9 protein-coding genes and 2 pseudogenes are annotated in these 13,128 nt (G+C 37.5%); 4 read left to right on the top strand and 7 right to left on the bottom strand.

The window, feature by feature from the left end; genetic code table 11:
- Positions 1-135: 135 nt before the first annotated feature.
- From E0H79_RS09935 to E0H79_RS09920, 5 genes and pseudogenes are all read right to left on the bottom strand, one after another.
- The gene (locus tag E0H79_RS09935) at positions 136-1,332 is read right to left on the bottom strand and encodes an NAD(P)/FAD-dependent oxidoreductase (protein WP_131261523.1); all 1,197 of its coding nucleotides are present in this window, start codon (positions 1,330-1,332) and stop codon (positions 136-138) included.
- A gap of 53 nt (positions 1,333-1,385) precedes the next feature.
- Positions 1,386-2,258, bottom strand: coding sequence for a 1-aminocyclopropane-1-carboxylate deaminase/D-cysteine desulfhydrase (locus tag E0H79_RS09930; RefSeq protein WP_131261522.1), 873 nt, complete (start codon positions 2,256-2,258; stop codon positions 1,386-1,388).
- A gap of 67 nt (positions 2,259-2,325) precedes the next feature.
- Positions 2,326-2,518 (bottom strand): annotated as a pseudogene (locus tag E0H79_RS15295) (HlyD family secretion protein); the annotation flags it as partial.
- A pseudogene (locus tag E0H79_RS09925) lies at positions 2,513-2,898 on the bottom strand (IS4 family transposase); the annotation flags it as partial. The pseudogenes E0H79_RS15295 and E0H79_RS09925, both read right to left, overlap by 6 nt.
- A 135-nt stretch (positions 2,899-3,033) precedes the next feature.
- Entirely contained in the window at positions 3,034-4,656 is a 1,623-nt protein-coding gene (locus E0H79_RS09920; protein WP_131261521.1) for an oleate hydratase, read from the bottom strand.
- 356 nt (positions 4,657-5,012) lie between these two features.
- Between E0H79_RS09920 and E0H79_RS09915 the strand changes: the two genes are divergently transcribed.
- Complete coding sequence (locus E0H79_RS09915; protein WP_131261520.1) at positions 5,013-5,636, top strand: LysE family translocator; 624 nt, start codon at positions 5,013-5,015, stop codon at positions 5,634-5,636.
- Positions 5,637-5,697: 61 nt separating this feature from the next.
- On the opposite strand, the gene E0H79_RS09910 is transcribed toward E0H79_RS09915, so the two are convergent.
- Positions 5,698-6,675 (bottom strand): MBL fold metallo-hydrolase, encoded by a 978-nt coding sequence (locus tag E0H79_RS09910; RefSeq protein WP_131261519.1) that lies wholly within the window; start codon positions 6,673-6,675, stop codon positions 5,698-5,700.
- A 126-nt stretch (positions 6,676-6,801) separates the two neighbouring features.
- On the opposite strand from E0H79_RS09910, the gene E0H79_RS09905 reads away from it, so the two are divergent.
- Together E0H79_RS09905 and E0H79_RS09900 are read left to right on the top strand one after the other, a co-directional pair.
- Entirely contained in the window at positions 6,802-8,511 is a 1,710-nt protein-coding gene (locus E0H79_RS09905; RefSeq protein WP_131261518.1) for an ATP-binding protein, read from the top strand.
- Complete coding sequence (locus E0H79_RS09900) at positions 8,501-9,349, top strand: hypothetical protein (protein ID WP_131261517.1); 849 nt, start codon at positions 8,501-8,503, stop codon at positions 9,347-9,349. Before E0H79_RS09905 ends, E0H79_RS09900 begins: the two co-directional genes overlap by 11 nt.
- A gap of 34 nt (positions 9,350-9,383) precedes the next feature.
- Here E0H79_RS09900 and metG read toward each other — a convergent pair whose 3' ends face one another.
- Positions 9,384-11,441, bottom strand: coding sequence for a methionine--tRNA ligase (metG, locus tag E0H79_RS09895; RefSeq protein ID WP_131261516.1), 2,058 nt, complete (start codon positions 11,439-11,441; stop codon positions 9,384-9,386).
- A gap of 278 nt (positions 11,442-11,719) precedes the next feature.
- Here metG and apbC point away from each other — a divergent pair, with 278 nt between their 5' ends.
- On the top strand, positions 11,720-12,973 hold the full coding sequence (gene apbC / locus E0H79_RS09890; protein WP_131261515.1) for an iron-sulfur cluster carrier protein ApbC: 1,254 nt from the start codon (positions 11,720-11,722) through the stop codon (positions 12,971-12,973).
- The last annotated feature ends 155 nt before the right edge of the window (positions 12,974-13,128 follow it).

The following is a 13,128-nucleotide window of genomic DNA, read 5'->3' as shown; positions in this document are numbered from 1 at the left end:
TAAAGAAAAAGCCAGTTTAGAAAAAACTGGCTTTTGTCATTTTGCAATTTGATCGGCAAGATCAATATTATTCTGTTTAGACTAGAATCATTTTTATCACATTCATTTGTTTGCATGTTTCATCTAAAAGCAAACTTAAACATACTCCGATGCTGCATGTGCAGATGACCACGCCCATTGGAAATTATAGCCGCCCAAATGTCCCGTTACATCTAAAACTTCCCCAACAAAATACAAGCCTTTTTGTTTTTTACTTTCCATAGTTTTAGAGGAAACTTCTTGGGTATCGACTCCGCCTAAAGTGACTTCGGCAGTACGATAACCTTCTGTGCCTGATGGTTTGACTTCAAAGGCATTTAAACGTGCTGCAATCTGTTCTAGCTTTTCATCACTGATATTGCCAATTGCCGTTTCAGAGAGTGCAGGCCAAATCAGTTGCTGTAATTCAGCCACTACACTTTTTGGCAGATGCTCGCTGAGTAAGGTGCGCAGTAAAACTTTAGGACTGCTTTGCTTTTTATTTTTAAAAAAGTCATAGAGTTCTAAGTAAGGTAAAAAGTTAATTTTAAAACTTTGTCCGACATCCCAATAATTAGAAAGCTGTAAGGCACTCGGCCCACTCAAACCGCGATGGGTGAATAGCAATGCTTCGGTAAAACTAGTCAATGAATTTGATAAAGTCGCATCCACCGCATTACCGCTTAAACGTGTAGTGACTTCTTTAAAGCTGTCTGAGAAGGTAAAAGGCACTAAACCTGCACGGGTCGGGTAAACACGATGACCAAATTGTTTGGCAATTTCATAGCCAATTCCAGAGCCACCTAAAGTTGGAATAGATAAACCGCCAGTTGCTACGACCACAGCGCTTGCTTGGAAATAACCCAAAGTCGTTGCAATTTGAAAACCTTGATCATCTACCGCATTCACGGCTTTGACTTCACAATTGGTTTGAATATCGACCAATTTGGTTTTTTCACATTCGGCTAAGAGCATGGCTAAAATTTCTTTAGCGCCGTTTAAAGTGAATAATTGTCCGTGTTTGCGTTCTTCATATTCAATGCCGTATTCGCAGACTAAACCAATAAAATCCCAATTGGTATAACGGGTGAGTGCAGAAATGACAAAGTGTGGATTATGTGAAATATAATGGTTTGGCTCGACTTCTAAGTTGGTAAAGTTACATTTACCACCACCCGACATCAGAATTTTTTTGCCCACTTTATTGGCTTTTTCTAGCACCAATACTTTACGACCACGTTGTGCTGCCATGTAAGCAGTCATCAGCCCCGATGCACCCGCACCTAAAACAACAACATCAACCTGATGAACCATGAGTATTACTCGGTAGACGAAAAGCGAACAATTATAAAAGATTTGTGGGGGTTTTAATATGCTTTAAGCTTTCCTTGCAAGCCACCTGTATGAATGGCCAGGATTCGAGTGTGGGCAGGGAAATGATTGTGCTGGATTAAATCAAGAAGTCCCATCATCATTTTACCTGTATAAATGTGTTCGAGTGGAATTTGATATTTTTGCTCAAAATTTTGAATAAATTTCAATAATTCAGGTGTAGTTTTGGCATAGCCGCCACCACAATAGGCATCGGTTAAAGACCAATTGCTTTTATCGGTCCATTGTTGAATGTCCTGTTTGAGAAAATCACCTTTCAAGGCTGAAAATCCTAAAACTTGCTGTTGTTCCGAGCTACTTTCAATGATGCCCACAATTGTTCCACCAGTACCCACAGCACAACAAATTACGTCATAATTTTCTAAATCATCAGGGGAGAGGATTTCCTGTGTCCCTTGAATGGCAAGGGAATTGCTTCCACCCTCTGGAATAATAAAGGCTTGAGGATATTGCTGTTGAAGTTGTTGTAAATATTCCACTTCATGGCGCAGACGATATTCGGCTCGGCTAACAAAATGCAGTTGCATGCCAAAATCTTGCGCTGTTTGTAGGGTAGGATTTAAGTCTTGGGTCGCAAGTTCTTGACCACGAATGATGCCAATACTTTGAAAGCCAAAGCGTTGAGCTGCATAAGCCGTTGCTGCAATATGATTGGAAAATGCACCGCCAAAAGTGAGGACTTGAGAAAAACCTTGCTGTTGTGCTGCCAAGAGGTTGTATTTAAGTTTAAAAAACTTGTTGCCCGAAATCTGGGGATGAATCTGATCAAGGCGTTTGATGGTTAGTTGAACAGGCTGGGGAAGTTCTAATGTTTGATAAGGGGTAGGAAAAGCAATGTGATCAAACATTTTTTGCGAACGAGAAATGAATTTGACCACATTGTAAATGTATTTGATTGAGAATGTCAGTGTAGGTTTATGAGTCGGTATCCACCGACGTGATCACCGACATACCAGGGCGTAGATTTTCGATCCCTTTTTGATTCGGATCAATGGTGATACGTACCGCTATACGTTGAACGACTTTGGTAAAATTTCCTGTGGGATTGTCAGGTTTAAGTACACTGAACTCTGAACCCGCAGCGGGGGGAAATCTGTTCCACATGGCCTGGCTCATTGAGCAATGTCCAAACAATAGGTATCGCTATTCCACGATAGACGATAGCTAACATCAAGATATTGATAACTCGTTTTCCCCATTTCCAGTTGGTTCTATCCAAAGTTAATTGGACTTTATCGAATAAAATATATTGAAAATTAACTGAGAAATTTGACGATAATCGAAATACTGATCTGCAAAGAAGCGTTGTATACGTCGATAAAATGATTGTGGTAAGCACGTGATGGGTAAGGCTTTAGATGCAGAAGAAAGATTACATTTCTGTTTTACAATTAATGCAAGCATAATCAGTGTAAAACATTTTACATGTGACTTGTTTCACTTTAGATATTTGTTTAAGATGAGATGTAACTCATTGAAATGTGTCATCATATTCGTCGTTAGAAAACAAGTATTATGCCATTATTTCAATGAGTTATCTTTTTTTGTCGTGTACAAAGATCGTTTTATCAAAATAAGTTGAATAACCATAGGGCAGCAATTTACCCTATGGCTTTTTAAAATTTAATGAAAAACTGCTTCCAAAGCATTTAAGCCAACTTTAGGATCGAGTAAACCATTGTAAATCTCTGGAATTTCACGTTCGACACCTAAGAGCTGATAAATGGCAATCATGGCACAACGTACGGAATATTCCACAGTGAAAACCACATCATCTTCAAGCTCTACGAATTGACCTAAGAAAGCAAAGTTGACCGCATTTTCTGGAATGACCAATGGACGATCACCTGCTTTACGACATGCAAATAGGGCAGAAGCATAAGGCATCATTACTGTGGTAATGTCGGTATGTGCCAACACATGATCCAAGATGTCATCGAAACCAAGTTGATGAATCAACTCAATTAAAATCTCTTGACCCGTCGCTTCACTCATCGGTTTTTTAATGTAATCGCCAATATGGTCAATTTCAAAACCATAACCCCATAAGGTGAATTTACCTTCTGGTAAGTCAGCAAAATGCGGTTGAGCTGGAACGACCACAGATAGATGCCAACCAGATTCAAACCAAGTCATGAGTGCACCAGTACCCGGTTCATTTCCTGTGTAATCAATAATCCGTTTTAGCAGCACATCATCATGCATGGTGAGCGTAAAGGATTTCCATTTATGCTCATCAATGTTGCCATAGAAGGTCATTGGACGACCAAAATCAGGAGCTTTTTGAGCCAATGTTTCCCACAAACGCCAGCCATGATCTTGTCGATCACGAATCAGCTCAGGAACATCGAATTTATCGCCATAACGTGAATCAGCCGTAATCGAACCTAAAGTAAAGAGCGCTAGATCATGTTCGCCCAGTTGAATTTGTTCAGTGCCTTCTGGAATGTTGACATAAAGTTGGGTTGCCTTACGTTCCTTCGTTTGGTCATCTTCGACAAAGTCTGCATCTGTGACATAACTACCGAAACGAACATCAACGCCTTGTTCCACCAACCAGCGTTGTAGAGGATGAATCATTGAATCATATTGATTGTATTTAGTTCGTTTCACACCTGCTAAGGTATGGATGCGTGGTAATTCTTGAATGAAACGTAGAAAATAACGGCGTAATTCCGCTGCGCTATGCCATTTTTGAAAGGCAAACGTGGTTCGCCACATCCGCCAAAAATTACTTTGGAAAAATGCATCATCAAAAAATTCATCAATACGGCGACTACCGATACGATCTTCTTTTAATGCCAGTAGACGTAACATTTGAGCACGGTTGAGCGTTGATAATCCCAATTTTTGAGCTTCTGCAATAATATGATTTGAGTCGATCAAACGTGCTTGAGCATTGGTTTTAACTTGTTCGTTAAATTCACGACATTCTTCACGAACAGAAATGTCTGGATTTTCTAAAGATGGGATGCTTGAAAATAAATCCCAAGTACACAAATAAGTTTCATCAGTTAGCATACGTCCACCACGTGTGACCCATGCTTGGTTCGGATTAAGTGGATTATGTCCACCATCCATCGAACCACCAGAAACATTCAATTCTTCTAAAATATGGATATGTTCAGCTGGCACTTTAGCATCACGAATCGCAAAAGCAGCAGCAGCCATACCAGCTATGCCTCCACCTACAATCCAAAGATGTGATTTAGAGTGGTCTAATGTTTTCAGTCTTTTATTTTGCATCTGATGTGCCTCGATTGTAATTCTAAAGAAAATTAAAGCCGTAATTTTATTATGGGATTATGTGTTTTAAAAATATATGAAAGTTCTGCTAAAAATCGATGATAAATTATTATCAGAAAAAAACTTTAATAGAAAAAATGGATGCACAATAAAATTTTACTGTTCATATGCTATGTTTTAACTGTTTGATATTAAAATTAAATTGAGTTTTTACTCTATTTTTGGTTTTTTACTAAATATCAAATTGCTTGAAAAATCCTTAAATTTATAAACATAAATCAAAAAAATTATATCTTCTATTATGGTTTTTTAAGTAAAATAAATAGTTGAAAATTATTCTAATCTTGAGGTCTATCTTGGAATCATTATTGATTTTAGGCTCTATTGCTTTGGCATTAATGTTGGGGGCAATTAGTCCTGGGCCTACCTTTATTTATGTGGCAAAAAATTCGATAGCCATTTCACGTAAGCATGGTTTATTTACGGCTTTAGGCACGGGTATGGGTGCCGCAATTTTTGGTTTATTGGCGGTGATGGGGTTGCAGGCTATTTTATTGGCTGTGCCTTCGGCATATTTGCTGCTTAAAATTTGCGGTGGTTTATATCTGTTATTTTTGGCTTATAAAATTGTGAAGCATGCCAAAGAGCCTATTCAAACTAATCTTGCAGATGGACAGCAAATGTCACTGCGCCGTGCGTTTACCACAGGTTTAATTACACAGTTATCTAACCCTAAAATTGCAATTGTCTTGGCGAGTATTTTTACAGCTTTGTTGCCTAAAGAAATTCCGAACTATTTTTATGTGGTGCTGCCAATTCTGTGTTTTTTTATTGATGCAGGTTGGTGTTCATTGGTTGCTGTGGCTTTGTCTTCAGAAAAACCACGTCAGGCTTATATTAAGTTTAAGGTAGTTTTTGACCGTGCAGCAGGGGCGGTAATGACCTTGCTGGGATTAAAACTGATCTTTGGAATGAAATGATGCAGAAAAAAAAAGCGACCGAGAAGGTCGCTTTTTATTGCCTAGAATCAGCTTGTTCAGCTTAATCTTTAAAATGTACAGGAATCCATTGATAGCTTTTTTCATCCGCAGAGTAAATATGTCCAATGCCGGGGAACGGTAAATGTGGAGCGGCAATGGTTTGTCCATTTTTAGCGAAATTAGTAAATTGCTTTAAACGTGTTTGAACCGCTTTTTTCGGGTCTATGTCGTATTCAATTGCCGTTTCAGGTTTATCAAATTGCACAGTATGTGAATGTACGATATCTCCAATAAAGACCACATTTTCACCTTTGGTTTTTAGTGCATAACTAAAATGTCCCGGTGTATGTCCCGCCGTGTTAATGACTTTAAAGCCCTGAATGTCATCTCCGAGTTTATACGTTTTAAAGCGTTGCTTGGTTTGGTAAGGCGCAATCGCTTGTTTAATTTTTTCCACTGTTCCTTGATAGTTAGCTTGCTTGTCTTTTGGAAGTTTCGCTGCTTGTTTGGGATCTAGCCAATATTTTGCTTCATCATCAGATACATAGACTGTCGCATTAGGGAAATTGGCAACGCCATCTTTACTGATTCCACAGACATGATCGGGATGTAGATGTGTGAGTAGAATGGTATCGACTTGTTCAGGTTGATAGCCTGATGCTTTTAGGTTCGTTAAAACTGAACCTAAATGAGCACCAAAACAACTCGCTGCACCGCTATCCACTAATACTAGAGATTTTCCTGTATTAACGAGGAAGGCATTGACGGAGGTTTGTACGCCTTTCTCTTGATCTGCATAGTATTTCTTTAAAATCTCGTGAACTTCTTGTTGTGGAATGTCTTTAAACAAGCTTGGTGACATAAAGTTTGTACCATCGAGCAGGGCTGTGATTTGTACATCACCTGCTTGGTATTGGTAATAGCCAGAGACTTGTTTTTGTTGTTCAATGACTGGTAGGGTTTTGCTAGTTTCTGCGTGGGCGAGTAAAGGAACGCTGCTCAAGAATGAGATGGAAAGGAGTAGTGCTGTTTTTATCATGGCGGTACTTATAAATTTCAAGATGATTATTGTTTTAACATTTTAAGGTCAAATTATCATTCAAAATGATGAAAAAAGTATATACAAATATTATGATGTAGAAAAATTCTGTCTAAAGTTTTTTCTATGATTTTAATAAAGTATATTCCAAAACAGTATTGGAGAAATCATCCATCAAAGGTGGATGGTTATAAAAACCAAATCCTCTTAAGTAGTAATAATTGGGATGACTATGGCTCAAAAACCTCATTTAATATGCTTGTTGTATTGAATGAAAAAGAGTATAGAGAGTGGTCTGTTAGAATTAAGATAGAGAATCAAGGTTATAGCGCAGAGTATTTAGATGGTTTATGTGATAAAGGATGGAGTGGTGAATTCCCAATACCAAATGAAGAATATATTAGTCAATTTTCGGATTTAGATTTTTATAAGACCTTAATTGGTAGTGTGGGAATTACAGAAACTAGAGAAGTTCTAAAGATTTTCAATGATGCTGGCTATATGAAAAACATAGAAAAAATACCAAAATTTCAAGATTTGAGTAAGGATATTATTTTTACTAATTCACTTATTAGAGATACAGGAGCACATAAAGCTTATGAAGAAGCTTGGAAATTATTCGAAGATAGAGTGGAAAATGAAATTAAAGATTTTGTGTTAAACTATTTTGATAAAGATAATCGAGTTCAGAGCATAAAATTTAATTTTTTTGATAATATTTTGCCAACTGATATTAATGTTTTAATCGGCTCAAATGGAATTGGAAAAAGCTATACATTGAAAATAATAACAGACTATATACTTAAAATTGGATTAGGGGATATTAGAGACTTAGAGAGAAAAGAAATTTTACCATTTGATATGAGGCCAAATTTTTCTAACTTAATTCTAGTGTCATATAGTGTTTTTGAGGAATTTTATGTTGATGTATTGGATAAAAGTGTAAAAAATAAAGATAGTTATAAGTATTTTGGTTTGCGAGAAAGAAGATCAAAAGATGAGAACATAGATGATTTTCATAAAATAAGTATAGGTAAGCAAATTCCTAGAATTGACGCTACTAAAGCAATTTTTAAAATGCTGTATGAAAATTATCAGTTTGGAGATCAAGTTTGGTGGGTTAACAAATTTTTGCTGGCGCAAGAAACTTTAAAGAAGGCTTTTCAGTTTGAGTATATCGCTATTGAAAAACCTCAAATTGAAATTGAAGGAGACTATGATATATTAGAAATAAACAATAAAAATTATATTTTAATAAATAAAAAATTAGAACGATCTTATAATCTTAGTAACTTGGATTTTATTAATGATAAGTGCACTATTGAGTTCATTAAAGAAAATAAAATTATCGAGTTGAGTTCGGGGCAGAAACTATTTTCATATATTGTTCTAAATATTTTAGGGGAACTTAAAAAAGAAAGTCTCATTTTAATTGATGAGCCGGAGTTATTTTTACATCCAAATTTAGAAATTGAATTTATTGGGTTGCTTAAATCAATTTTGAAACCATTTAATTCAAAAGCTATTTTAGCCACTCACTCTTTATCGATAGTGAGAGAGATACCTTCTAGGTGTGTTCATATTTATAAAGATAGTAATGAATGGGGGCTGCAAATTTCAAATCCACCATTCCAAACTTTCGGTGCAGATATGCAAAGAATTTCTACTTATGTTTTTGGTGATAAGTCTTTAACAAAACCATTTGAAGAGTGGTTAGAAGCCTACTTTCAGAAGGAAGATGTAAGTGCAGAATATTTTCTTGAGCATCTTAAAGGGCAAATAAACGAAGAAATGATTATGGATATTTTGAGATTAGGTAAAAAGTATGGTTACTAAAATATCATTACCATATTATGATTCTATTGCTGTAGTTTCGGACGTTGTTGATGAAAGAGAGAGGTATAAGCCTTTCTATGCATTACTGAAACCCCAATTAATTAACCATTTGAGAAATTATATAAAATATAAAGGTAATCCAGAATTTATTAATCCATTGGAATTATCAATGTTTACAACAGATGTTGATAGTAGAAAAAAATCGTTAATTAATTTATATAAACCTAAAGAAGATCAAATTCTTTATCAAATTTTAAGAAATATGAGATCAAATCATGGTCTCAACTTTTGTCCTTCATGCGGTGAAGAAGGAGCCCCTGACACTTTAGATCATTATTTACCTAAAGATTCATTTCCTGAATTATCTTTCTCACCCATAAATTTAGTGCCAATGTGTAGTAAATGTCAAACTAAAAAGGGAGAAGATTATTTATCAGTAAATAAATCTAAAGTTTTTCTACATCCCTATTATGATGACTGTAAAAATACCGTATTTAAGATTGAATTTATAGGTGATCCTAGAAACCCTTATTTTGAGTTGGATGTAACTAAGGATATTGATAGAGAGTTAAGAGATATTATTATTGCTCATACTATAAGTCTAAATTTGGTCGAGAGAATGCAAAGTAAGTTTAAGGACTTACATATAAGTTTAATGAGGACAATAGCTAGAAATAGACAAGCAACAGATCCTTGTAGTGCTAGACAAATACTACGTTTGTTTATTGATAACCAAAATCATGATAATTCTTGGTTAAAAATTTATTATTTATCAGTGTTAGAAGATGCCGTGATGATAGATTTTCTTGAAAATGGACAGTTACCAAACAATATATGAGCCTTAATTTAAGGCTCATATATTTCTAAAAGATTTAAGACACTTTATCGCCTGCTTTAGCGCCTGATTCAGGTGAAATCACCCAAACACCTTCGCCATTACCCGCTGCAAGTACCATACCGTTAGAAATACCAAAACGCATTTTACGTGGTGCAAGGTTAGCCACCATTACTACCAATTTGCCTTTTAAGTCTTCTGGCTGATAAAACTCACGAATACCACTAAACACATTACGTGGTTCAGCTTCACCCACATTTAAGGTCAATTGAAGCAGCTTGTCAGAACCCTCAACGGTTGCAGCCTCTAAAACTTCTGCAACACGTAAATCAATTTTGACAAAGTCATCAATCGTGATAATTTCCGCTTCGCCCACTTTAGGTTCTGCTTTTTTCTCTTTGGCTTTTTCTTTTTTCTTTTCCACTTTTGGTGCTTCAGCAGGGGCGGCTAAAGAATCTTTAGATGCATCCACCATTGCAGCTACCGCTTTGGGATCAACACGTTGCATGAGTGGTTGGAACAACGCAATTTCATGACCGACCAGAATTGTTTCACGAGAAGCGAAATCGAAAGCATCTAACTGTAAGAACGCTTGGACCTGTTCAGCCAAAGTCGGCAATACAGGAGCCAAGTAAACCGCCAATTGACGGAACAGGTTAATCCCCACAGAACATACATCGTGAACCTGTTGTTCTTCACCTTCAATTTTGGCTAAAGCCCAAGGCTTTTTCTCATCAATAAATTGGTTGGCTTTGTCGGCAAGCGCCATGATTTCACGAATCGCCGCAGAGAATTCACGCGCTTCATACTGAGATGCAATTGAGGCACCCGCATCAATAAAGCTTTGCACCAGTTCAGGCTCTGCACAGGTTGCAGATAATTTGTTGTCAAACTTGGTGTTGATAAATTTCGCACAGCGGCTGGCAATGTTGACCACTTTACCGACCAGGTCAGAGTTTACTTTCTGAACGAAATCATCAAGATTCAAGTCAGAATCTTCAACTTTATCCGAAAGTTTTGAGGCAAAGTAATAGCGTAAATATTCAGGGTTTAAATGCTGTAAATATGTTTCTGCTTTAATAAATGTGCCGCGAGATTTCGACATTTTTTGACCATTTACAGTCAAGAAGCCATTTACAAATAAACCTGTAGGTGTGCGATAACCCGCACCATCTAACATCGCAGGCCAGAATAAAGCGTGGAAATAGACGATGTCTTTACCAATGAAGTGATAGACTTCTTTGTCTGAATCTTTTTTCCAATAATCGTCAAAATTCAGGTCGGGGCGTTTGTTTTTTACGTAGTTTTCAAAACTCGACATATAACCAATTGGCGCATCAACCCAGACATAAAAATATTTATTTGGTGCATCTGGAATTTCAAAACCAAAATATGGTGCATCACGTGAAATATCCCAGTCATTTAAACCGTTTTCAAACCATTCATCCAATTTGTTGGCAATTGAAACTGGCAAACGACCTTCATCGCGCGTCCATTTTTGTAAATATTCACCAAAATTAGGCAATTTAAAGAAGTAATGATCTGATGATTTTTCTACAGGTGTTGCGCCGCTCAAAGTCGATTTTGGATTAATCAGCTCAGTCGCATTATAGGTTGTGCCGCAAACTTCGCAAGAATCGCCATATTGATCTTCCGCTTTACATTTTGGGCAAGTGCCTTTAATAAAACGATCTGATAAGAACATGCCTTTTTCAGGGTCAAATAATTGCGTAACAGGACGCACGGCAATATTGCCTGCATCTCGATTTTTGACATAAATTTCACTGGCACGTGCGCGGTTGGTGTCGCTATGCGTTGAATCATAATGATCAAAATGCACGCCAAAACCGTCAAAATCACGAATGTGTTCTTGTTGCACATTGGCAATTTGCTGTTCAGGGCTAATTCCATTGGCTTCGGCACGCAGCATGATTGCTGTACCATGCGCATCATCCGCACAGACATAAGTCACGTCATGTCCCATTGCACGCATGGCGCGAACCCAGATATCTGCCTGGATATAACCGAGTAAGTGACCCATATGGATCGGACCATTGGCGTATGGTAGGGCGTTAGTGACTAAAATTTGACGCACGGATATAACTCTCTCAAATAGGGACGATGCAATTCGGGCAATTTTACCTTAGATAGCACATAGATGCACAAGGGATTCCATGAATTCTTTTCAAATCCGCCTAGAAGGCTAAATACAATATCTAAACAAGGAGTTGGTCTGCATTTGACGATAAATCATATCAAAAACCAAGCAATACACTCAGAATTAAGTATTTCGGTGAAAGCACGACTTAACCTTATACTGAATTATCGTTACACTATCAAAATCGCGGTATTTCCAAACTTTGGAGTAAATCTATGTCTTGGCTTTCTTCACTTAAATCAGTTTTTTCACCTTCGCATACGGTGAATGAGGAAGCTATTCAGCACGTACTACAAAGTTATGTCTTGCCTGAATCTGAACATGCCTTAAAAGATCGTATTTCTCAAGTGAATGTGCAAGGTGATATTCTGCAAATCACCATCAATACTTATCCTGAAGAAAAATCACATTTACAACAAATTCATGATGAACTGGCAGATGCTTTAGAAAAATGCGGCATTAAAGAACTGAATATGCATGTGATTCAGCAGAAAACGGGACAGAAAAAAGAAAGTTGTGGGCATCAACATGCTGAAGGTGAAAGCTGCTCAACATCGACCACACAGACCGTAGCATCTCATTTACCGCCAGTAGTCGATGCTGCAGGTCAAAGTTCAATGCAAGAAGCCGATCCGAATAATCCACCGATTCAAAAAGCTGCGCCACAACAGCGCGATGTGCCGAAACATCCGCGTATTCAAAACGTAATTTTGGTATCTTCAGGCAAAGGCGGGGTTGGAAAATCTACCACTACTGTAAATTTGGCTTTGGCATTACAAAAGCTAGGCTTAAAAGTTGGCGTATTAGATGCTGATATTTATGGTCCAAGTATTCCGACCATGCTCGGCAATGCTGGCAAAACTCCTATGATTGAAGCCGAGCAGTTTGTACCGTTGGATGCTTTTGGGATGCCTGTGTTATCCATCGGACATTTAACAGGTGACCACAATACACCTGTAGCGTGGCGTGGACCAAAAGCCACAGGTGCATTAATGCAGCTCTTTAATCAAACCTTATGGCCAGATTTAGATGTGTTGATGATTGATATGCCACCAGGAACGGGGGATATTCAACTGACCCTTGCACAGCGTATTCCTGTAACGGGAGCGGTGATTGTGACTACACCACAAAATGTTGCCTTAATGGATGCTGTGAAAGGCATCGAGCTGTTTAATCGTGTGCAAATTCCTGTGATGGGCGTAATTGAGAATATGTCGACGCATATCTGCTCAAACTGCGGCTACGAAGAACAAATTTTTGGTCAAGGTGGTGGCGATAAACTGGCAGAACAATATGACATTCCGTTACTTGGGCGTTTACCATTGAATGTCAGTATTCGTGAAAATGTCGATGCAGGTACGCCGTCAGTGATTGCAGGCGATGATGCTGCCGATAGTTACATTGCGATTGCTCAGCAAATTGCAAAAAAACTGCCTAAAGCTGAAAAAGATCAGAATCGTATTTTCTAGTGAGGGATCTCAGCTTGGAATGATCGCGGTTTTCGTCATTCAGTTGTTGTTCTTCAAATTTTGAGTGATTCATCTTTAAAAGCTAAGTCACAATATTTTGAAAATTTGGCTCACTTCGGTGAGCTATTTTTTTTGATTAAAAAATACACAAGCAT

Source organism: Acinetobacter sp. ANC 5045, from assembly GCF_004331005.1.
GTDB lineage: Bacteria > Pseudomonadota > Gammaproteobacteria > Pseudomonadales > Moraxellaceae > Acinetobacter > Acinetobacter towneri.
This window is presented reverse-complemented; position numbering and strand designations above follow the sequence as displayed.

What these genes read in the sequence shown, in the direction of transcription:
- E0H79_RS09935 (WP_131261523.1), bottom strand. Translation starts at nt 1,332, where the DNA reads ATGGTTCATCAGGTTGATGTTGTTGTTTTAGGTGCGGGTGCATCGGGG.
- E0H79_RS09930 (WP_131261522.1), bottom strand. Translation starts at nt 2,258, where the DNA reads ATGTTTGATCACATTGCTTTTCCTACCCCTTATCAAACATTAGAACTT.
- E0H79_RS09920 (WP_131261521.1), bottom strand. Translation starts at nt 4,656, where the DNA reads ATGCAAAATAAAAGACTGAAAACATTAGACCACTCTAAATCACATCTT.
- E0H79_RS09910 (WP_131261519.1), bottom strand. Translation starts at nt 6,675, where the DNA reads ATGATAAAAACAGCACTACTCCTTTCCATCTCATTCTTGAGCAGCGTT.
- E0H79_RS09905 (WP_131261518.1), top strand. Translation starts at nt 6,802, where the DNA reads ATGATTTTAATAAAGTATATTCCAAAACAGTATTGGAGAAATCATCCA.
- E0H79_RS09900 (WP_131261517.1), top strand. Translation starts at nt 8,501, where the DNA reads ATGGTTACTAAAATATCATTACCATATTATGATTCTATTGCTGTAGTT.
- apbC (WP_131261515.1), top strand. Translation starts at nt 11,720, where the DNA reads ATGTCTTGGCTTTCTTCACTTAAATCAGTTTTTTCACCTTCGCATACG.